The following is a 20,810-nucleotide window of genomic DNA, read 5'->3' as shown; positions in this document are numbered from 1 at the left end:
GGCATTGTACCGCCCGCCCCCCACGGCGTCCCCTGCGGCCACCTTCACCGTCCGGCTTCGACCTCGATCCCGGCGGCCTCGCTCATGCGGACGATGTTCGCCAGGGTGTGGATGGGGACGTTCAGGTCGGCGAGTTTCTCGCGGCCCGATTCGAACTGCTTTTCCACCACGCAGCCGATCCCGAGCAGCTGCGCGCCGCTGACGCCGATCATGCCCGCCAGGGCGCGCAGCGTGCCGCCCGACGCGAGGAAGTCGTCGATCACGACCACGCGGTCGTCTGCGCCGAGGAACTCGCTGCTGACGTACAGGTCCACCACGCCGCCCTTGGTGCGGCTGACGGACTGCGCGGTGAACGCGGGTTCCTTCATGGTCACGGGTTTCTTCTTGCGGGCGTACACCATGGGCACGCCCAGCACCATGGCGGTAGCGATGGCGGGCGCGATGCCGCTGACCTCGATGGTCACGATCTTGTTGGGGTTCAGCGGCGCGAAATGCCGCGCGAAGGTCTCCCCCATCTCGCGCGTCAGGTGCGGGAGGAGCTGGTGGTTGACGAGTCCATCCACCTTGAGAATGCCGCCGGGGAGAATCTCCCCCTGCTGCCGAATGGCGTCCACGAGTGCCTGCATGCCCCGGAGTGTACCCACTGGAGTGCAGCAACGCGCCCCAGGCACGCTAGCCTGCAGATCATGCCGCCACAGGTACCGACATGATCGATAGACTCCACTTCGGACGGCGTTTCGCCTGGAGTCTGTGCTGCGTGGCGATCCTGTTGGGCATCAGCAACCTGCTGAGACCTCCGCCTCCGACGATGGCCGCCGCTATTCAGGCCTGTGATCAGGCCATCGGCAAGCAGTATCCCAGGATCATCGCGTCTGGCCAGTACCGCCTGGAACGCTCCGGTTCAAGGAACTGGCTGGCCCTGTCGCGCTTCCCGAATTTCCGGTACTCCGTGTTCAGTCAGGCGAACCACACCAGACAGGGCTGGGCGGAATGCAGTTACTGGGTGGATGCCAGAAATCCCGACACCACGGGGTACCGGGTGACCTACTTCACCAGCAGCTTGTCTGACCTGGAACGCCGGACATCTGCCTGTCTGCCACAGGCGGGCACGCTGGGTCACAGCTCGGTTCCTCCGGGCGACGCAGCTGGTGCGGCAGACTGCGGGCGTGCCCCCTCTCCCTGACCTGACCCCCGCCGAGCTGTCGGCCTTCGCGCGGCAGTTTGCGCTGGAGGGGTCGCTGACGCGCCTGCCCAGCGTGGGCATCGTGAACCGCGTGTACCGCGCCCGCCGCGCTGGGCGGGACGTGGTGCTGCGCGCGCCCCTGCCCGGCGACGACGCGGACGCCCTGACCGAGAGTGTCGCCGTGCCCGCAGCCGTGCGGGCGGGCATTCCGACGCCGGAGTTGCTGGTCTTCGACGATTCGCGCGCAGTGCTGGACGCGCCGGTCAGCGTGTACGCCTTCGCGCCGGGCCGCAGCCTGGACGGCCTGGGCTGGGCGCACGGCGACCCGCGCCTGTCCCGCGCGTGGCGGGAGGCGGGCCGCGCGCTGGCCGCCCTGCACGCGGGTGTGGAAGGCGCGCCCGACCCGCACGGATATCTGGAATCAATCACGCCGCCCGACCCGGCCCGCACCCGCACGCGCGTCCTGACCGGAGAGCGGCTGGGCACCGCCGAGGCCGACTGGGCGACCGGCCTGACCGCCCGCCTCCTGAGCGAGAACCCGCTGCCCGCACGCCCCGCGTTCCTGCACAACGACCTGCACGCCGGGAACCTGATGGTCACCGATGACGGCGCGGTCACCGCCCTGATCGACTGGGGCGACGCCGGGTGGGGCGACCCGGCCCTGGACCTCAGCTACTCCGGGCCGCTCGCCGTGCCGGACCTGCTCGCCGGGTACCACGAGGCCACCGGGCGTCCCGACGACGCGCTGACCCTGCGGGTCCTGGCGTACACGCTGGACAACGCTGCCCGCTACCTCACCCGGCAGCCGGAGGCGCACGAGAACGGCGACCTGTGGTACACCCGCCCCGCCACCGCCCTCATGCAGCTGCTGCGGGTCAGCCCGCGCGTCCCGCAGTGGCTGGAGGTGCTGGGGCGCTGAGCCCCGCGTCCCTTGTTCCGCAGCTCTCCGAGTCCCTATTACAGCTCGTTGACCTCGGGCCTGAAGCCCACCTGCCGGATGTATTCCAGGTACTCGGGGCCGGTCAGGGCCTCGCGTTTGCCGCTCAGGGCGACGAACATGGCTTCCAGGACGTTCGTGGCGAAGTTGCGGCTGCCCATGCGGGGTGTGGTGGTGATCAGGCGCCTGACGCCGCGCGCCTTCATCCAGTCGCGGTCGGCGGCGGTGATGGTCTGCGTGAGGATCGTCTTGCCGGTCAGGTCCTGCGGGGCGTAGCGTTTGGCGTAGTGGGTGTCCCCGGCGATCACGTCCGCCCAGGCGTAGTACTTGGTGCCGCTGCCCTGCACGCTGCTCTCCTGTTTGGCGCCCGTGGGGTAGAACCAGTCCTGCGGGAGCTGCGTGATGACCGGCAGCACGAGCTTGGCGACGCGGCGCAGGGCCGTGATGCTGCGCAGGGGCCGGTCGAGGTTCAGGCCGAACACGATGTCCCCGAAGACGATGTCGGCGTGGTGCTGCGCCAACGCCTCGGCCATGCCGAAGCGGTCCACGGCGGAGACCATCAGGACCTTCTGGGTGCGCCAGTTCAGGATGGGGTCAAGCTGCGCGATGGCGTCGCGTTCCAGGGTGTTCTTCAGGCCCGAGCCGTCCAGGACGGGCGTCTTGACAGCGTGCTTCACCAGGGCGCGGACGTTGCGGAAGGTGTAGCGCCTGTCGTCCGCGATGACGTACAGGTCCGCGCCGCCCAGCCCGAACGCGTCCACCCGGCCGTCGAGCGCCTGGAACAGCGCCGCCATCTTCTTCGGGTCGCCGTCGGTGCCGAGGCGTTCGATGATGAACGGCTGGCCGAGCACGGTCACGCTTTCGCGGGCGTTGCGGGCGCTGCTGCCCAGGCTGACGCTCACGACGTGCTTGTGCCCGGCGGGCGCGGGCTGCCAGCCCTGGAGGATGTCGGTCATGAGCGGCATTCTACGGGCCGGCGGCCCCACCCTCCCCCGTCAGGGGGTCAGGGGCACGCGCTGCCCGGTGCGGGCGGCCTGCAGCAGCGCGTCGAGCACGCGGGCCTGCGCGACCGCGTCGTCCGGGGTGAAGCGCAGCGCCTCCTGACCGCGCGCGGCGCGCTGGAAGTGCGCGACCATCCGGGCGTAGCCGTTGCCGGGCCCGACCTGCTCGGTGCGGGCCTGCCCCTCGACCTCCACGCGCAGGATGGTGGGCTGCTGCGTGTTGCTGTGAAACACGCCGTCCACGTCCAGCACGCCGCGCGTACCGACCACGGTCAGGCGCTGGGCGCTGCGTTCGTGCAGCCAGTCCACGGCGCAGTCCACGCTGGCCAGCGCCTGCGGATACTCCAGGGTGCCGCTCAGGCCCAGGTCCACCCCGCCGGGCGTCCAGCGGGCCTGGGCGGTCACGGCGGCGGGTTCGCCCAGCAGCAGCCGGATGAGGTTCACGGGGTACGTGCCGACGTCCAGCAGCGCCCCGCCGCCCTGGTCGGCATTCCAGCGGAAGTCGTCGGGGTTGGTCATGTGGAACCCGAACATGCCCCGCACCGCGCGGATCTCCCCGAGGTCCTGCGCGGCGATCTCGCGCACGCGGTCCACGTGCGGCTGGAAGCGGTACGCGAAGGCCTCGAGGTGCAGCTGCCCGGTCTCGCGCGCGGCGTCCGCGATGGCCTGCGCCTGCGCGGCGTTCAGCGCGACGGGCTTCTCGGTCAGGGCGTGCTTGCCCGCGCGCATGGCCGCCACGCTCCAGGGCAGGTGCGCGTCGTTCGGCAGGGGGTTGTACACGGCGTCCACGTCGGCCGCGACGACGTCCTCGTAGGTGCCGAGCACCGGCACGTCCCACTGCTCGGCGAAGGCCTGTACCCGCGCCGAGTGCGGGTCACGCGCGCCGAAGCCTGCGACCTCGCCGCCCGCCTCGCGGATCGCGGGAATGAGGGCGCGGGCAATGCGGGCGGCACCCAGCAGCCCCCAGCGGAACGGTCGGTCGGTCATGCGAGCAGCGTAACAGGCGGATGGCGGATGGCGGATGGCGGATGGCGGATGGCGGATGGCGGATGGCGGATGGCGGATGGTCAACAGCGGGTGCGCGGCGAGCCCGCCCCAGTCAAGGTCTCTCCACAACCCACTCCCTACTGCCCAGTCACCTCCCTACTGCTCAGTCACCTCTTGCTGAGCAGGTACGCCTTGGGGTGGTGGCCGCCGCTGGCAACCTGGAAGAGTTCGTGCGCGTGCCATTTCTGCTGGTCCTGCAACACCCGCTCGAAGAGGCGGATCTCGTGGGTGATCACGCACAGCCGCCCGCGCTGGCTGGTCAGGCGGTGCATCTCGGTCAGGAAGGCGGGGTACAGGGTCTCGTTCGCGCCGTGGGTGCTGATCGCGTCGCCCCAGGGGAGGTCGGCCATGACCAGATCGAAGGACCGCGCGGGGAGGCCGGTGTGCAGGGCGTCGCGCTGCGCGACCTCGATCTGGCGCTTGGCGGCGCGGATGTTCTCCTGCGCGCACCGCACGGCCTCGGGATTGATGTCCACGCCGACGAGCGCGGCGCTGGGGCCCATCAGGTCCCGTTCGATCAGCAGGGTGCCGCTGCCGCTCATGGGGTTGAAGATGCGGTCGGCGTCGCGCTGCCCGGCGAGTTTGTGCGCGGCGTAGGCGATGGTGGCGTTCAGGCCGCCCGCCATGTTGCACACGCGCCACGGGCGGGTGCTGAGCGGTCTGGGCGTGATGCGCGCCAGGACGTCCCAGCCCTGCCCGTCGCCGCTGGGACGCAGGCGGATCAGGAGTTCACCCGCTTCGGGGTCGTGCGGGAGCTCCAGCGACTGCTGGAGTTCCTCCGCGAGGCGCTGCATGACCGGGCTGTCCTTCCCGGCGGCCCCGAAGCGGAAGGAGCGGTGCCCGCCGACCTCAACGACCTCGCGCAGGTACTCGGTGAGTTCCGAGAGCTGCTGATTGCCCAGCAGGCCGCGCGGGCGGGGCACGTCCCAGGTGCGGATGCGGTACACGGCGACGACGCTGCGCATGCGGGTCAGGCGTTCGGGGCTGCCCGGGAACCAGAAGCGCAGGCCGCGCACGTCGCGGGCCAGGGGCACGCCGGCCAGTTCGGTCGCGGCGACGTCCTCCAGTCCGGCCAGGACGTCCAGTTCGTACTCGCGGGCAGGCTGGCGGGTGCGGTGATCCACTTTGGGGCGGGGGCGGCCCTTGGGCGCATTTCGGTCGGAGCGGGCGGGGCGCGGCATAGCAGATCAGTATACGGGCTGCGCGGCGGGGCGTAGAATCCGGGCCGCACCTATGACCCGCGTCCCCCCTTCCCCCCCCGCGCCGGAACCGGGCCGCGCCGGTCGCCGCAAGTCCCTCCTGGCGCGCCTGAGTCCGCCGCAGCTGATCGCGCTGTCGTTCGCGCTGGCGATCCTGCTGGGCGGGCTGATCCTGACCCTGCCGGGCCTGCACGGCGTGAACGAGGACGGCACGCGCCGCAGCGTGAACTTCCTGCAGGCGCTGTTCACGTCCACGAGCGCGCTGTGCGTGACGGGCCTGAACGTCATCGACCCCAGCCGGGACTTCAACCGGGCGGGGCAGCTGGTGATCATGCTGCTCATCCAGCTGGGCGGCCTGGGGATCATCACGTTCGGGACGTCGTTTGCGCTGCTGTCGCGCCGCCGCGTGAACTTCACCGAGCGCCTGCGGGTGGCGCAGCAGGTGGGCGCGCTGAACGCCGGGGGCGTGCTGGGCCTGATCCGCAGCATCTTCCTGTACACCTTCGTGATCGAACTGGTCGGCGCGGCGCTGCTGGCGTTCCGGTTCGTGCCGCTGGAGGGCTGGGGCCGGGGGCTGTTCTACGCGCTGTTCCACTCGGTGAGTGCGTTCAACAACGCGGGTTTCGCGCTGTACAGCGACAACCTGATGGGCTTCGTGGGCGACCCGCTGGTGAGCCTGGTGATCGCGCTGCTGATCATCCTGGGCGGCACGGGCTTCCTGGTGCAGCTGAACGTGGTCGCGCATCTGCTGAACCCGCGCCGCAACCGCCTGATGGTGCACAGCAAGCTGGTGCTGACCATGATGGCGGCGCTGCTCGTCATCGGGACGCTGGTGTACCTCGTGTTCGAGTGGAGTAACCCCAGGACCCTGGCGCCGCTGGGATTCGGGGACAAGCTGCTGGCGAGTTTCTTCCAGAGCGTCACGCTGCGCACGGCGGGTTTCAACACGCTCGATTACGGCGCGATGCACCTCTCGACGCTGTTCGTGTCGATCATCCTGATGTTCATCGGCGCGAACCCCGGCGGGACGGGCGGCGGCATCAAGACGAGCACCTTCTACGTGATGATGGCGTCGGCCTGGAGCATGGTGCGCGGGCGGCGCGACACGACGCTGTTCCGGCGGCGGATCGACACGGACACGGTCCTGCGGGCCATGACGGTGGGCCTGCTGAGCATCGGGCTGGTGAACGTGATGTTCCTGCTGCTGCTGGTGTTCAACACGCGCGGGGACGTGCTGTTCGTGAGCCTCTTCTTCGAGGCGGTCAGCGCCTTCGGCACGGTGGGCCTGAGCATGAACACCACGACGCTGCTGAACCCCGATCAGCACGTCGTCCTGATCCTGCTGATGTTCCTGGGCCGCATCGGGCCGCTGACGTTCGCGGTGGCGTTCAACCGCCCGGACAGCCGCGCGCTGATCCGCTACCCGGCGGACAAGGACATCCTGATCGGATGAGCCGGCGACTGCGGCGGCGACGCCTGAATCCCCCGCAGCTGATCGCGCTGGTGTACCTGCTGGGCGTCGCGGTGGGCGCGGCGGCGCTGCACCTGCCGGGCATGACCCGCCCGGGCGTCACCCTGAGCAGCGTGGAGCTGCTGTTCACCGCGACGAGCGCCACCTGCATCACGGGGCTGGTCGTGGCCGATACCGGCGAGACGTTCACCCGGCTGGGGCAGGTCGTCATCCTGCTGCTGGCGCAGGTGGGGGGCCTGGGGATCATCACGTTCGGGACGCTGTTCGCGCTGCTGACCGGCCGGCGCGTGAACTTCAGCGAGCGGCAGCAGCTGGCGCAGCAGGTGAACGCCCTGGACGTGGGCGGCGTGCTGGGGCTGGTGCGGATCATCTTCCTGTACACCTTCGCGGCGCAGGGCGTGGGCACGCTGCTGCTCTCGGCGCGCTTCGTGCCGCAGTTCGGGCTGGGCGAGGGCCTGTACCAGGCGGCCTTCCACGCGGTCAGCGCGTACAACAACGCGGGCTTCGTGGTGCTGCCCGGTGGGATGGCGCCCTACGTGCAGGACCCCCTGGTCAGTGGGGTGATCGCGCTGCTGATCGTGCTGGGTGGGCTGGGCTTCCTGGTGCAGCTGAACGTCCTGACTCATCTGGCCAATCCGCGCCGCAACCGCCTGATGGTCTACAGCCGCCTGACCCTGGTGACGACCGGGGCGCTGCTGGTGCTGGGCGCCGCCGTGCTGCTCGCGCTGGAGTGGAGCGGGGCCCTGAAGGGGCTGGGCACGGGCGGCAAGCTGCTGGCCGCCGTGTTCCAGAGCGTGACGCCGCGCTCGGGGGGCTTCGCCACGGTGGACATGACGGCCCTGGCGCCGGGCAGCGTCTTTATGATGATCGCGCTGATGTTCATCGGCGCGAACAGCGGTTCCACGGGCGGCGGGATCAAGACGAGCACCTTCGCGATCCTGCTGGTCAGCGCCTGGAACCTGATCCGGGGCCGCACGGAACTGATCGCGTTCGGGCGGCAGATCGTGCCCGAGAACGTGGTGCGCGCCGGGACGATCACGACCATCTACACGCTGCTGGTGTTCACGGGTTTCTTCCTGATGCTGGTCACGAACCCCACGCTGGGGTTCACGCCGCTGCTGTTCGAGACGGTGAGCGCCGCCGCGACGGTGGGCCTGAGCCTGGACGTGACGCACCGCCTGAACGACGCGGGCCTGATCGTCCTGTGCGCGCTGATGTACCTGGGCCGGATCGGACCCGTGACGTTCGCGCTGGCGCTGAACCTGCGCGAGACGTCCCGCGGGGTGATCAAGTACCCGCCGGAGCGCGACATCCTGGTGGGCTGATCCGGTCCTCGGGGGCGACCGGTCAGTCCTGGGTGACCTGCACGCCCTTCCAGAAGGCGACGCGGCCCGCGATCTGCCGCGCGGCGTCCTTGGGCGTGGGGTAGTACCACGCGGCGTCCGGGTTCTCCTGCCCGTTCACGTGGAGGCTGTGGTAGCTGGCCTCGCCCTTCCAGGGGCAGGTGGTGTAGGTGGTGCTGGGGCGCAGGTACTCGGGGTTCACGCTGTCTGCGGGGAAGTAGTGGTTGCCCTCGACGACGACGGTGTCGTCGGACTGGGCGATGGTCACGCCGTTCCAGGTGGCTTTCATGCGCCTCACGCTACGGGCGGGGCGTAGGCGCGACTGTCAGCGGGCTTGCCGCATGAGCAAATGGTGAAGATTGACTTTCGGAAGCGCTTCACATTTGAATAGAGACCTAACATGAAACGCTTCCATATGGTCGGGCGCGCGGGCGCCCTGGCGGCCCTCACGCTGTCCCTGTCGGCCTGTAGCCTGTTCAAAGCTCCCACTCCCAGCGCGCCGCGCGCCTGGCAGGACGAGGTCATCTACTTCGCGATGACCGACCGCTTCGCCAACGGCAACCCCGCCAACGACAACGGCCCGGGCCGCGACGCCGGAGACCGTGCCGACCGCACCAACCCGCTGGCGTGGCACGGCGGCGACTTCGCAGGCCTGAAGGCCAAGATCGACGAGGGCTACTTCAAGAAGATGGGCTTCACGGCCATCTGGGTCAGCCCGGTCGTGCTGCAGGTCCCGGCGATCAACACCGGCAGCGGCCCCAGCCAGGGCAAGCCGTTCGCCGGCTACCACGGGTACTGGGCCGAGGACTTCAAGAAGGTCGATCCGCACTTCGGGACCCTCGACGAGTACAAGGCGCTGATCGACACGGCGCACAGGAACGGGATCAAGGTCATTCAGGACATCGTGGTCAACCACGCCGGGTACGGCGCGACCCTCACGAAGACGAACCCCGACTGGTTCCACACGCCTGAAGACTGCAAGGCCGCCGAGAACAAGACCACCGACTGCGATCTGGCGGGCCTGCCGGACTTCAAGCAGGAACTCCCGGCCGTCACCGCTTACCTGAACGACTTCGTGACGTACTGGCGCGGCGCGACCGGCATCGACGGGCTGCGCATCGACACCATGAAGCACGTGCCCGACGCCTACTGGACGCAGTTCTTCAAGGCGGGCGGCGCGGGCGACGCGAACAAGATCTGGTCGGTCGGTGAGGTGTTCGACGGCAACCCCGCGTACCTCGCGCGCTTCATGAACGAGCTCGGCGCGCCCAGCGTGTTCGACTTCGCGCTGTACTACGCCTTCAAGGACCAGATGAGCAGCGCGGGCGGCAACCTCGACCGCATGGCGGACGTGTTCGCGCAGGACGGCGTGTACCGCGACCCCACCCGCCTGACGACCTTCGTGGACAACCACGACGTGCGCCGCTTCGTCAGCGAGGTCACCGAGCGGGGCGGCAGCGCCGCGCAGGCCGCCGAGCGCCTGGATATGGCGCTGTCCACCATGTACTTCTCGCGCGGCACGCCCAGCGTCTGGCAGGGCACCGAGTACGCCCAGGCCGGCAAGGGTGATCCCTACGACTACCCGCTGGGGCAGGGCAACCGCGAGGACATGGACTTCACCCGCCTGGCGGGCAGCACGCTGGACGAGCGCCTGGGCACCCTGGCCGCCGCGCGCGCCAGGTACCGCGCGCTGACGCGCGGCGCGCAGCAGGAACTCTGGCGCCCGAACGGCGGCGCGCCCGTCCTGGCCTACCGCCGCGTGATCAGCGGCGTGCAGGGCGTGGCCGGGCAGCCCGTGGTGTTCGTCGTGAACAACGGCGACACCGAACTGGATCTGGGCAGCCTGAGTGGCGGCGGGATTCCGCTGCTGGGCACCTTCTCCGGCACCACCCTGACCGAGGTGACGGGCCGCGCCATGACCCTGAGCGTCAGCGGCGGCAAACTGGTGGGCCGCGTGCCCGCCCGCAGCGTGCTGGCCGTCACCGCGCCCAGCGGCTCCGGCGCGGCGGGCACCGTGAACCCGGCGCTGCCCGAGGTCGCGGGCCTGACCGTGAAGGCCGGCGACAGCGCCGCGCAGCTGAACTGGACGCCGGGCACGGACGCGAAGGTCGCCGGGTACCGCGTGTACGTGACGCCCGCGGGCGGCACCGAGCGCCTCGTGAACTTCGCGCCTATTCCCGCCACGCAGGGCAGCTTCCTGGTGCGCGGCCTGACGAACGACGTCAACACCACATTCCGCGTGGTCACGGTGGACAGCGCCGGGGCCGAGAGCAAAGGCGTGACGGCCACCGGCACGCCGAGCAGCAAGAACACCGCGAAGGTGACGTTCACCGTGGACGCCCGCACCCAGGGCAACGGGCCCATCGAGCTGCGCCGCTTCGACACCGGCAGCCAGATCGAGTACCCCATGACCCAGGACACCCCGGGCGTGTGGAAGACCAGCATCGACCTGCCGCTGTTCCGCGAGGTGAAGTTCAAGTTCGGCAACGACAGCGCCAGCGCGAAGAACGGCGGCTACGAGGCCCCGGGCCAGGGCGACCGCGCCTACGTGGTCGGCACGAACGGCAACGCCTACAGCGGCACGTACGACTTCACCGAGCAGCCCGTCCCGGCCGCCACGATCACCGGGCGCGTCACGGGCGGCGGGCAGAACCTGGGCGGGGCACTGGTGGAAGCCACGAGCGCCAACCCCGACCTGAACTACGCGATCACCTTCCCGGACGGCACCTACACCCTGCGCGTGCCCGCCGGGGCGCAGACCCTGAAAGCCAGCGCGGGCGGGTACGTGGACGGCACCCTGAACGTCACGGCGCCCGCGCAGGACGCCAACATCACCCTGGCGCGCGACCTGCGTACGAAGTACACCATCGACGGCGACCTGAGCGACTGGACGGCCCCCGCCGTCAGCGTGCAGAGCCCCGCCGAGGGGACCTTCGGCGCGAACAACAACTGGCTGAGCCTGCGGGCCGACAGTGACGCCCAGTACCTGTACCTCGCGTACACCTACCGGGTGGACGGCAACAGCGCGATCCTGTACCTCGACACCGCGCCCGGCGGCGCGAAACAGGCCGATCAGTTCGAGGCCTGGAAGCGCGCCGCGACCTTCGGCGGTCAGGTGGACGGCGTGAACGCCTTCATCGCCCGCTACGGCACCGAGAAGGCCCAGCTGCGCCTCGTGCAGAGCGACACGGCCACGCCCGAGGTGAACGCTGCGGACTACCTGCAGGCCAGCAGCGGCGCGGCCCCCGATCAGACCGTGGAACTCGCGATTCCCTGGACGGCGCTGGGCCTGAGCGGCAAACCCGCCGCCGGGCTCGGCCTGATGGGCGGCATCTTCGGCGGGGACGGCTACGGCGCGGGCGACATCATCCCGGACGCCAAGAGCACCCCGGCGGGCGCGAACACCATCACCGACTGCTTCGCCTCCTGCCGCGCGACGTTCACGGAGCCCCTCAAGCTGCCCTGAACCCTGTAGACTGACCCTTCAACGGCGGGAGGCGACCAGTGTGGCCCTCCCGCCTCACCTTGACCGCCCGGGCTGACATTCCCATGACATTCGGGTGGAGAATCGGGAGGATTGTCATGGTTCTGTCTAAATTCATGCCCAGCAACCCCAAGTTCAGTGAGAAGTTCGCCGCCGCCGCGCGGAACGCGCACGCGACCGCGCAGGCCCTGGTGGATCTGCTGGAGAACTACACCGACGTCGACGCCAAAGTCCAGCGCGTACGTGACCTGGAGCACGAGGGCGACCGCCTGAGTGCCGAGGTGACCACCCTGCTGGCCGAGTCGTTCATCGTGCCCTTCGACCGTGAGGACATTATTGCCCTGAACGACGAACTCGACGATCTGGTCGACGACATGGAGGACGCGGCGCGCAAGCTCAGCCTGTACGGCGTGGAGGCCCCGCTGCCCGCCATGGCGCGCCTGGCGCGCGTGGTCGAGCAGCAGTGCGCGCTGCTCGCGCAGGGCATGCCCATGATCGAGCAGAACAACAAGATCGGTGAGCTGACCCGCATCGCCAAGGAGATCCGCGCGCTGGAGGATCAGGGCGACACGATCAGCGACGAGGTGCAGCGCACCCTGTACCACGGCGTGAACGACGTGCAGGGCATGATCCGCGCCATGCGCGGCGGGGAGATCGTGAATCTCATCGAGAACGCGAGCGATCAGGCGCAGCGCGTCGCGAAGACCGTCGAAAGCATCCTCCTGAAGAACGCCTGAGGACTGGTGTGGATACTGCTCTTCTCAGCCTGATCGTCATCGTGGCGCTGGCGCTGATCTTCGACTTCATCAACGGCTTCCACGACACCGCCAACGCCATCGCCACGTCGGTCGCCACCAAGGTGCTCACGCCCGCGCAGGCCATCGCCATGGCAGCCGTGCTGAACGTGGTGGGCGCGCTGGCCGGCACGGCGGTCGCCAAGACCATCAGCAAGGACATCATCCCGCAGGACTACGCCACGCTGCACCTCGTGGGCGCCACGCTGGTCAGCGCGATCGTCTGGAACCTCTTCACGTGGTGGAAGGGCCTGCCGAGCAGCTCCAGCCACGCTCTGGTGTTCAGCATGGTGGGCGCGGGCGTCGCGGCGGGCGGCTGGGGCATCATCATCCCCAAGGGCGTCCAGAAGACCCTGACCGGTCTGATCACCAGCCCGGCGCTGGGGTTCATCGTGCCGATCATCCTGTTCTTCCTGATCTCCTGGCTGGTGCTGCGCTGGATGAAACCGCGCGTGGTGACCCGCACGTTCCGCACGCTGCAGATCTTCAGCGCCGCGTTCATGGCCTTCAGTCACGGCGGCAACGACGCGCAGAAGACCATGGGGATCATCACCTTCGCGCTGGCCGCGTACACCGGCACCAAGATCGAGACGGTGCCCCTGTGGGTCATCCTGTCCGCAGCCGCCGCCATGGGTGCGGGCACCGCCGTGGGCGGCTGGCGCATCATCAAGACCATGGGCTTCAAGGTCGTGGATCTCAAGCCCGTGGACGGCTTCATCGCCGAGACCGGCGCGGCCCTGATCATCGACGGCGCGAGCCGCCTGGGCATCCCGGTCAGCACCACGCACACCATCAGCACCGCGATCATGGGCGTGGGCACCACCAAGGGCTTCAAGAAGGTCAAGTGGCAGGTGGCCGGGCGGATCGTGCAGGCGTGGATCTACACCATCCCGGTGTGCATCGCGCTGGGCTGGCTGGTGCACAAGGCGATCCTGGCCTTCATCTGAGCCGTCCACGCACAGAAAGCAACGAACAGGAGGGGCGCCCGCAGTCAGGTGCCCCTCCCGCCCTTGTGCCCTTCCCGGTCAGCGGGCCAGGTCTTCCAGGCGTGGCAGGCGCACCAGGCCGCGCCAGTAGGCCTGCACGGTGTCGAGCACCTGGGTGTACTCCCGGTAGCTGCCGGGCTTGACCACGTACCCGCTGGCGTAGCCGTCGTAGGCGCGGTGAATGTCGTCCGGGTGGTCGCTGGTGGACAGCACCATCACGGGAATGGCCCGCAGGTCCGGCACGGTCTTGGCCTGCACCAGGAAATCGTGGCCGTTCATGACCGGCATGTTCAGGTCGAGCACGATCAGATCGGGGCGCGGCGCGTGGGGCCGCTGCAGGAGTTCCAGGGCGGCCTGTCCGTTCTCGACGTGCTCCACGCGAATATCGGCGGCCACCTCGGCCAGCAGATCCTGAAACAGTTCGGCGTCGGCGAGCTCGTCCTCGACCAGTAGGACGGTAAAGGGTCTGGACATCGCCTCACCTTAGCGCATGGGACGCCCGGAGGATATGCGCTTCCCGGGAAGATGCTAGGGTGACGTCATGACTGCCTGCGCCGGCCGCCGCGCCCGCCCCACGGTCGCGGGCCGGGTGTGAAGACGGTGCCGCAGCGGTTTGCGGGTGCAGCGTTCGACGCGCTGTCGGCCATCATCGCCATCCTCGACGACCGGGGCGTGATCCTGGCCGTGAACGAGGCGTGGCGGACCTTCGCGCGCGAAAACGGCGGCGATGACGACGTGGGAGTGAACTACCTGTCGGTGTGCGAGGCGGCCCTGGGTGCCGACCGGCGTGACGCCCAGCAGATCGCGGTGGGCATCCGCGCGGTGCTGGCCGGCCAGGAGACCCTGTTCGAGCTGGAATACCCGTGCCACTCGCCCACCGAGCAGCGCTTCTTCGTGGCGCGCGTCACGGCCTTCGAGCAGGACGGCGCGCGGTTCGCGCTGGTGGCGCACGAGAACATCACGCGGCGCAAACTGGCCGAGCTGGAGGCCGCGCGCCTGAATGCCCAGCTGGAGAGCCGCATTCAGGAACGCACGCAGGCGCTGGCCGCCAGTCAGGCGAAACTGGAGCGGCAGAACGCCGAACTGGAGGACCGCAATCAGGCGCTGGCCCAGTTCGCGTACGTGGCGAGTCACGACCTGCAGGAGCCGCTGCGGACCCTGGGGGCGTACGCGGACATCCTGCGCCACCGGTATACCGGCAAGGTGCTCGACGAGCGGGCCGACACGTACCTGCAGCGCATCACGGAGCAGGCGTTCCGCGCGCGGCAGCTCGTGCGGGACATCCTGACCCTGTCGAACGTGGCGACGCAGCCGCCCCTGAGTCCGATGAATCTGGGCGTCGTGTGGGACGAGGTGGCCCGCGCGCTGCCCTGGCCGGAGGGCGCGCGCGTCACCCGTGACGACCTGCCGGAGGTGCAGGCCAACGCCCCGCAGGTGCGGCAGCTGCTGGCGAACCTGCTCGGCAACGCCCTGAAATTCCGTTCGCCCAGGCCGCTGCGGGTGCATCTGTCCGCGCAGGCGCAGGGGGCGTGGGTGCAGTTCACGGTGACGGACAACGGCATCGGCATCCCGCAGAAGCACGCCGAGCAGGTGTTCGGGATGTTCCAGCGGCTGCACTCGCGCGCGGCGGCGGGCGGCAACGGCATCGGGCTGGCGGTGTGCCGCCGGGTGGTGGAACGTCACGGGGGCCACATCTGGATCGAGTCGCGCCCCGAGGGCGTGCAGGTGCACTTCACCCTGCCCGCCCTGCCGGGCGACGAGGCGGCCGCGCCGGAGTGACCGCCCCGGCCGCCGGTCAGCCCAGCGGGCCGTTTCCGGCGGCGGTCAGCCACAGCGCCCGGTAGGGGTCGAGGATGACCGGGTGCGCGCCGAAGGTGAAGGCACTTCCCGCCACGTGATCCACGGCGTGCTCGCCCAGCACGTCCCGCAGGACGTGCGCGGGGAACTGGATGGTGTGCTCGCTGAAGTTGTACACGCTCAGGAACGTGCCCTGCGGGTGGTCGCGGCGCAGCAGCAGCACGCACGGGTCGGGGCTGGGCAGCGGGCGGCTCTCGATGCTGGCGTGCAGGTGCGGCAGCGCCCGGCGCGCGTGGATCAGGTGGCGCAGCCCGGCGTTCACGCGGCCGTGCGGGGTGCCCGCGTCGCGGGCGGCGTCCTGCGCGCGGGTCCAGTCCATGCGGGGGCGGTGCACCCAGCGGTTGTCGGCGGCGTGCTCGGGCGTGTCCGCGAACGCGTGGTCGTTCAGGAGGGCCAGTTCGTCGCCCATGTACAGCAGCGGCACGCCGCCGAACGCCAGGATGACGGCGTGCAGCAGCAGGATGCGCCGCACGGCGTGATCCACGGCCTGCGGCTGGCCGGTGTCCAGCGCGGCCTCCAGGCCGGCGAGGCTGGCGAGCGTACCGCTGATGCGGCGGTCGCCGGTCTGCGGGTTGAACTGGAAGACCAGCCCGCGCGCGAAGGTCCCCGGATGCTCGCCGCTGTAGAAGTCCGACAGGAAGTGCCGGTGCCCGGGCCCGCTGAGGCCCACGGCGTTCGTGTCCGCGTCGCTGATCGCCCAGCCGATGTCGTCGTGGCAGCGGACGTACACGCCCCAGGTGGTGTTCGTGGGTTTGGGCGGGAAGGCGGACAGGGCCTGCGTGAACAGGCGGGTGTCGCGGCTGGCGAGGCTGCTCCAGAGCTGCACCATCAGCGAGTTGTGGTACGCCATGTCACTGACCTTCCCGTGGTGGTCCCCGGTGCCCAGGTAGTGGATCAGGTCGGCGGGCGCCACGATCGCCTCGGCCTTGAAGGCCACGGCGGGCGCGACGATGCGGGCGCAGGCGCGCAGCGCGCGGGTCAGGTGGTGCACCTCGGGCTGGTTCTGGCAGTCGGTGCCCAGGCGTTTCCACAGGAACGCGATGGCGTCCAGCCGGAAGACCTCCACGCCGCGGTTGGCGAGGTGCAGGATGATGTCCACGAACTCGCGCAGCACGTCGGGGTTGGCCCAGTTCAGGTCCCACTGGTACGTGTTGAAGGTCGTCCACACCCAGCCCTGCGCGGCGTCGTCCCAGGTGAAGTTCCCGGGCGCGAAGTCCGGGAAGACCTCCGGCAGGGTGCGCTCGTAGGCGTCCGGTTCGGTGCGGTCGGGGAAGACATGGAAGTACGCGCGGTAGGTGGGATCGCCCGCGCGGGCCTTCGCGGCCCACTCGTGTTCCTGCGCCACGTGGTTGAGCACCAGGTCGAGCACGAGGCTCATGCCGCGCGCCCGGAGGTCGGCGGCCAGCGCCGAGAGGTCGTCCATGCTGCCCAGGTCGTCGCGCACGGCGCGGTAGTCCTGCACGGCGTACCCGCCGTCGTTCTCGCCGGGCCGGGGTTTCAGCAGGGGCATGAGGTGCAGGTACGTGACCCCCAGGTCCTCCAGGTACGGGAGGTGGCTCTGCACGCCCTTCAGGGTGCCTGCGAAGCGGTCGGTGTACGCCACGTACCCCACCGTTTCCGGCTGCTGGAGCCAGTCGGGGGTCAGCAGCCGGGCCTCGTCCAGCCGTTTCAGGTCGGCGGGGCGGGTGTGGTAGGCGTGCAGCATGACCTCCAGCAGCTGCGCCAGCAGGGGCTCGGCCTGCTCGCCGTAGGCGGCCTGGAGGCTGGCGAGCAGTTCCGGGCCGTAGCGGTCCAGGCGCAGCGCGAAGGTGTCGGCGTCGCGGTCGTCGTCGAAGGCGGCGCGCAGCGCCCCGGTCATCAGCGTCCGGGAAAGGGCAGGTTGAGGCATGGCCCCCCCAGCATACCCAGATTTTGGAACTGTTTCCAAGATGGGGGTGCCTCCTCCCCCACCAACGCAAAGGGCGGCCCGGCACGCGGCCGGACCACCCCAGTTCAGTCGTGACTCAGCGGGCCACGAAGTCCAGCAGAATCTTGTTGAACTCGTCGCCATGCGTGGCGTTCAGGCCGTGAGGCGCACCCGTCATCACGTGCAGCTCGGCATTCGGCGCGTACTGCGGCACGCGCTGCCCGCTCGCCTCCAGCGGCACGATCTGGTCCTTGTCGCCGTGCACGACGAGCGTCGGCACGCTCAGCCGCGCCAGATCCGCGCGGAAGTCCGTCTCGCCGAAGGCGCGCACGCACTCCTGCGTGGCGACCGGGGACGCCTGCAGGTACATCATGGCCGCGAAATCCAGGAACTCGTCGCCCAGCTCCCTACCGTTCTCGTCCCAGTTCAGGAACTTCTTCGTGAAGCCCGCGAGGAACTGCGGGCGGTTCTGCGCGACCTGCTTGACCATGCCCTCGATGTCCTCCACGCTCATGCCGCCGTCCGGATTGTCAGCGGTCTTGAGCAGGTACGGCGCGACAGACGCCACGAGCATCGCGCTGCGCACGCGGTCCGTGCCGTACAGCCCGGCGTAGCGGCTGACCTCGCCCCCGCCCATGCTGAAGCCCACCAGCGTCACGTCGGTCAGGTTCAGTGCCTCCAGCAGGTCCTTCAGGTCACTGGCGAACACGTCGTAGGTGTAGCCGGTCGCGGTCTTACCGCTCTGGCCGAAGCCGCGGCGGTCATACGACACGACCTGATACCCCGCGTGGCGCAGCGCGTCGATCTGCCCTTCCCACATGCGGCCCGACAGCGGCCAGCCGTGAATGAGCACGACCGGGCGGCCCTGGCCATAGGTCTCGTAGTACAGCTCGGTCTGCGGGGCGTGGGCGTGCTTCGTCTGAATCGTGGGCATGGGGACCTCCAGGGGTCGCGCGAATGAGGTCGTATGACGTTAAACCGTTCCGCTCACCACCCTAGGCGCCCACCCCGGCCCCTCCCTGAGGCGCACCTTCACGCTCCCTCAGGAACACTTGAGGCTACCTGAACGTTCCGGAAGGACACGAAAAAGCGGCGTGACCTGCTCGTCACGCCGCCAGGGGGTCAACAGGCTGGGTTACGCGATGGCGCTGCGCTCCACGTTCAGGTACACCGCCACGTCATCCACGCTCTCGACCTGATCCAGGCTCAGGTAATGGTGCTGCCCGTCCGCGCTGTCCGTCTTCGTGAGCTTCACGCGCTCGCCGTCCATGTGGTCCACGGTGCCCACGTGCTCACCGTTCACGTCCTTCACCTGAAGATGCTCGCCGCCCTGCTCCAGGCGGGCCTTCACGGTCTGCGCGATGTGCTCACTGATCTCGCCGGCATTCATCTTCGTCATGCGAGCAGTGTCGCCCGGCCAGATGGCCGCCCCATGACAGGACCATTCAGGTCAGCCTGACCCGACCTTGAGGGAACCGTCATCCGCCGTCAGCTCCGCGCGTACCGCCATCAGCGCGCGGCCCAGCAGGTTCTCCCCCCACGCCTGCCGCGCGCCCGGCGCGTCCTGCTCGCTGAACCCCGCGCCCCAGATCCGGTCGTTCGGGGCGGCCTCCACCAGCTCTGCCTCGCCAGTGCCCAGCAGCGCCGCCCGCAGCCGCGCGTTCTGACCGAACTTCAGACGCAGCATGTCCAGCGCTGCTCCGAACCGTTCCTGCGCCCAGCGGGCCTCGTCGTACGGGCTCACGCGGCGGCCCAGCGCCTTGCACTCGCCCGGCGTGCGGGCGGCCAGGATCGCCCGCCGGGTCACCTCATCCCCGAACAGCGCGGCCTTGCGGGCCATCAGGTACTGCTCGGCGCAGTGGTACGTCACGCCGCCGTCAGTGAACACGCTGGGGTGAAAATTCGAGAACGGATGTGCCGTCCGGTAGAAGAACACGGGCTCGGGACTCATAGGCCCAGTCTCCCCCACCCGGCCTGACCCGGCATCCGCAGGGTGGCGCAGCGGACGCGTGCCCGGTTCGGCGCGGCGCTTTGCCCGCGCCCGGTATCATGCGGGGCGATGACGAAAGACGGCGGCAAACAGGACAGGAAGGCGCAGCAGTACGGCGTGACGCCCCAGAGCGTGGATTTCAACGACTGGTACAACGAGGTCGTGAAGAAGGCCGACCTGGCCGACAACAGCCCGGTGGCGGGCGCGATGGTCGTGCGGCCCTACGGCAGCGCGCTGTGGGAGAACATTCAGCGCTGGCTGGACGACAGGTTCAAGGCGACCGGGCACGAATCGCTGATCTTCCCCACCTTGATTCCCATGGGCTTCATCACGAAGGAAGCGGATCACGTGGAGGGCTTCGCGCCGGAGCTGTTCACGGTGAACAAGATCGGCACCGAGGAACTCGCCGAGCCGTACGTGATGCGGCCCACGTCCGAGACGATCATCGGGCACATGTGGAGCGGCTGGCTGAACTCCTACCGTGACCTGCCGTTCCTGCACTACCAGTGGGGCAGCGTGTTCCGCGCGGAGCTGCGCACGAAGGCGTTCCTGCGCACGAGTGAGTTCTTCTGGCACGAGGGCCACACCGCGCACGCCGACGAAAGCGAGGCGCGCGGCGAGGTGCGGCAGATGCTGGACATCTACCACGAGTTCTGCCGGGACGTGCTGGCGCTGCCCGTGGTGCGCGGCGAGAAGACCGCCAGCGAGCGCTTCGCCGGGGCGGTCGCCACGTACTCCATCGAGGGCATGATGCGCGACGGGAAGGCCCTCCAGAGCGGAACGTCACACTACCTGGGCCAGAACTTCAGTAAAGCCTTCGACGTGAAGTTCCAGACGCGCGAGCAGCGCGAGGAGTTCGCGCACACCACCTCCTGGGCGATCTCCAGCCGCATCATCGGGGCGATCATCATGACGCACGGGGACGATTTCGGGCTGATCATGCCGCCCCGCATCGCGCCCATTCAGGTGGTCGTGATTCCGGTGGGTCGCAAGGACAACTTCGACCAGATGGTGGAAGAAGGCGAGAAGCTGGCGGCCGAACTGCGCGCCCAGGGCGTCCGCGTGAAGGTCGATAAACGTGATGGGGTCACGAACGGCTTCAAGTACAACGACTGGGAACTCAAGGGCGTGCCCGTCCGCATCGAACTGGGCCCCCGCGACCTGGAGAGCGGCGTAGTCGTCGTGAAGAGCCGCAACGGCGACGAGAAGGAAACCCTGCCCCGCGCCGAGGCGGTGGGCGGCATGACGGCCCGCCTGGACGGCATTCACGACTGGCTGCTCAGCCGCGCCACGAGCTTCATGCTGGAGCACACCATCCCCGTGGACGACTTCGAGACCTTCGCCGCGAAGATCGAGGAGGGCAACTGGGTGCGCGCGTACCACTGCGGGGACGCCGACTGCGAGAAGAGCATCAAGGAGGCCACCAAGGCCACCACCCGCAACGTGCCGCTGGACGACGCGGAGTTCTTCAACGAACCGGGCGAGGGCCAGTGCGTGAAGTGCGGTAAACCCAGCGCGTACGGCAAGCGCGTGATCTTCGGCCGTCAGTACTGACCAACTGGATCACCGGAAGTGAACCTCCCCGCAGCGGGAGGTTTTTTCATCCGGTGGG

Annotated in this window: 19 protein-coding genes; 9 read left to right on the top strand and 10 right to left on the bottom strand. The window is 69.3% G+C overall.

Annotated features, from left to right (window positions below):
• Nucleotides 1-44 precede the first annotated feature (44 nt).
• Nucleotides 45-626 carry a xanthine phosphoribosyltransferase gene (gene xpt, locus AUC44_RS02935; protein WP_062157322.1) on the bottom strand — a complete coding sequence of 194 codons (582 nt, stop codon included), beginning with the start codon at nt 624-626 and terminating at the stop codon, nt 45-47.
• Nucleotides 627-757: 131 nt separating this feature from the next.
• On the opposite strand from xpt, the gene AUC44_RS16400 reads away from it, so the two are divergent.
• Both AUC44_RS16400 and AUC44_RS02930 read left to right on the top strand, forming a co-directional pair.
• Nucleotides 758-1,183, top strand: a complete 426-nt coding sequence (locus AUC44_RS16400; protein ID WP_157445146.1) for a hypothetical protein — start codon at nt 758-760, stop codon at nt 1,181-1,183.
• Entirely contained in the window at nt 1,167-2,102 is a 936-nt protein-coding gene (locus tag AUC44_RS02930; protein WP_062157321.1) for a phosphotransferase family protein, read from the top strand. Before AUC44_RS16400 ends, AUC44_RS02930 begins: the two co-directional genes overlap by 17 nt.
• Before the next feature lie 38 nt (nt 2,103-2,140).
• Here AUC44_RS02930 and AUC44_RS02925 read toward each other — a convergent pair whose 3' ends face one another.
• The 3 genes from AUC44_RS02925 to AUC44_RS02915 form a co-directional block, all read right to left on the bottom strand.
• On the bottom strand, nt 2,141-3,076 hold the full coding sequence (locus AUC44_RS02925; protein WP_062157320.1) for a hypothetical protein: 936 nt from the start codon (nt 3,074-3,076) through the stop codon (nt 2,141-2,143).
• Between the two features lie 39 nt (nt 3,077-3,115).
• Complete coding sequence (locus AUC44_RS02920) at nt 3,116-4,108, bottom strand: Gfo/Idh/MocA family protein (protein WP_062157319.1); 993 nt, start codon at nt 4,106-4,108, stop codon at nt 3,116-3,118.
• Nucleotides 4,109-4,275: 167 nt separating this feature from the next.
• Complete coding sequence (locus tag AUC44_RS02915) at nt 4,276-5,349, bottom strand: methyltransferase domain-containing protein (RefSeq protein WP_062157318.1); 1,074 nt, start codon at nt 5,347-5,349, stop codon at nt 4,276-4,278.
• A gap of 52 nt (nt 5,350-5,401) precedes the next feature.
• Between AUC44_RS02915 and AUC44_RS02910 the strand changes: the two genes are divergently transcribed.
• The gene (locus AUC44_RS02910; protein ID WP_062157317.1) at nt 5,402-6,820 is read left to right on the top strand and encodes a TrkH family potassium uptake protein; all 1,419 of its coding nucleotides are present in this window, start codon (nt 5,402-5,404) and stop codon (nt 6,818-6,820) included.
• The gene (locus tag AUC44_RS02905) at nt 6,817-8,163 is read left to right on the top strand and encodes a TrkH family potassium uptake protein (protein WP_062157316.1); all 1,347 of its coding nucleotides are present in this window, start codon (nt 6,817-6,819) and stop codon (nt 8,161-8,163) included. Before AUC44_RS02910 ends, AUC44_RS02905 begins: the two co-directional genes overlap by 4 nt.
• A gap of 22 nt (nt 8,164-8,185) precedes the next feature.
• Here AUC44_RS02905 and AUC44_RS02900 read toward each other — a convergent pair whose 3' ends face one another.
• Nucleotides 8,186-8,470, bottom strand: coding sequence for a DUF427 domain-containing protein (locus AUC44_RS02900; RefSeq protein WP_062157315.1), 285 nt, complete (start codon nt 8,468-8,470; stop codon nt 8,186-8,188).
• A 111-nt stretch (nt 8,471-8,581) separates the two neighbouring features.
• Here AUC44_RS02900 and AUC44_RS02895 point away from each other — a divergent pair, with 111 nt between their 5' ends.
• The 3 genes from AUC44_RS02895 (at nt 8,582) to AUC44_RS02885 (ending at nt 13,406) form a co-directional block, all read left to right on the top strand.
• Nucleotides 8,582-11,647, top strand: a complete 3,066-nt coding sequence (locus tag AUC44_RS02895; RefSeq protein ID WP_062157314.1) for an alpha-amylase family glycosyl hydrolase — start codon at nt 8,582-8,584, stop codon at nt 11,645-11,647.
• A gap of 116 nt (nt 11,648-11,763) precedes the next feature.
• The gene (locus AUC44_RS02890) at nt 11,764-12,402 is read left to right on the top strand and encodes a DUF47 domain-containing protein (protein ID WP_062157313.1); all 639 of its coding nucleotides are present in this window, start codon (nt 11,764-11,766) and stop codon (nt 12,400-12,402) included.
• Between the two features lie 8 nt (nt 12,403-12,410).
• Nucleotides 12,411-13,406, top strand: coding sequence for an inorganic phosphate transporter (locus tag AUC44_RS02885; RefSeq protein ID WP_062157312.1), 996 nt, complete (start codon nt 12,411-12,413; stop codon nt 13,404-13,406).
• Between the two features lie 78 nt (nt 13,407-13,484).
• On the opposite strand, the gene AUC44_RS02880 is transcribed toward AUC44_RS02885, so the two are convergent.
• Entirely contained in the window at nt 13,485-13,919 is a 435-nt protein-coding gene (locus AUC44_RS02880; RefSeq protein ID WP_062157311.1) for a response regulator, read from the bottom strand.
• A 117-nt stretch (nt 13,920-14,036) separates the two neighbouring features.
• Between AUC44_RS02880 and AUC44_RS02875 the strand changes: the two genes are divergently transcribed.
• On the top strand, nt 14,037-15,224 hold the full coding sequence (locus tag AUC44_RS02875) for a sensor histidine kinase (RefSeq protein WP_062157310.1): 1,188 nt from the start codon (nt 14,037-14,039) through the stop codon (nt 15,222-15,224).
• Nucleotides 15,225-15,240: 16 nt separating this feature from the next.
• Here the strand turns inward: AUC44_RS02875 and AUC44_RS02870 are convergent, their stop codons facing one another.
• The 4 genes from AUC44_RS02870 to AUC44_RS02855 all read right to left on the bottom strand — a co-directional run bounded on the left by AUC44_RS02870 (nt 15,241) and on the right by AUC44_RS02855 (nt 19,159).
• Nucleotides 15,241-17,190, bottom strand: coding sequence for an alpha-amylase family protein (locus tag AUC44_RS02870; protein WP_062157309.1), 1,950 nt, complete (start codon nt 17,188-17,190; stop codon nt 15,241-15,243).
• Nucleotides 17,191-17,305: 115 nt separating this feature from the next.
• Nucleotides 17,306-18,142 (bottom strand): alpha/beta fold hydrolase, encoded by an 837-nt coding sequence (locus AUC44_RS02865; RefSeq protein WP_062157308.1) that lies wholly within the window; start codon nt 18,140-18,142, stop codon nt 17,306-17,308.
• 201 nt (nt 18,143-18,343) lie between these two features.
• Nucleotides 18,344-18,607, bottom strand: coding sequence for a DUF2171 domain-containing protein (locus tag AUC44_RS02860; protein WP_082688923.1), 264 nt, complete (start codon nt 18,605-18,607; stop codon nt 18,344-18,346).
• Between the two features lie 51 nt (nt 18,608-18,658).
• Complete coding sequence (locus AUC44_RS02855) at nt 18,659-19,159, bottom strand: NADAR family protein (protein WP_062157307.1); 501 nt, start codon at nt 19,157-19,159, stop codon at nt 18,659-18,661.
• A gap of 108 nt (nt 19,160-19,267) precedes the next feature.
• On the opposite strand from AUC44_RS02855, the gene proS reads away from it, so the two are divergent.
• Entirely contained in the window at nt 19,268-20,752 is a 1,485-nt protein-coding gene (gene proS, locus AUC44_RS02850) for a proline--tRNA ligase (RefSeq protein ID WP_062157306.1), read from the top strand.
• Nucleotides 20,753-20,810: the final 58 nt, after the last annotated feature.

Origin of the sequence: Deinococcus actinosclerus (assembly GCF_001507665.1) — a bacterium.
Taxonomy (GTDB): domain Bacteria; phylum Deinococcota; class Deinococci; order Deinococcales; family Deinococcaceae; genus Deinococcus; species Deinococcus actinosclerus.
This window is presented reverse-complemented; position numbering and strand designations above follow the sequence as displayed.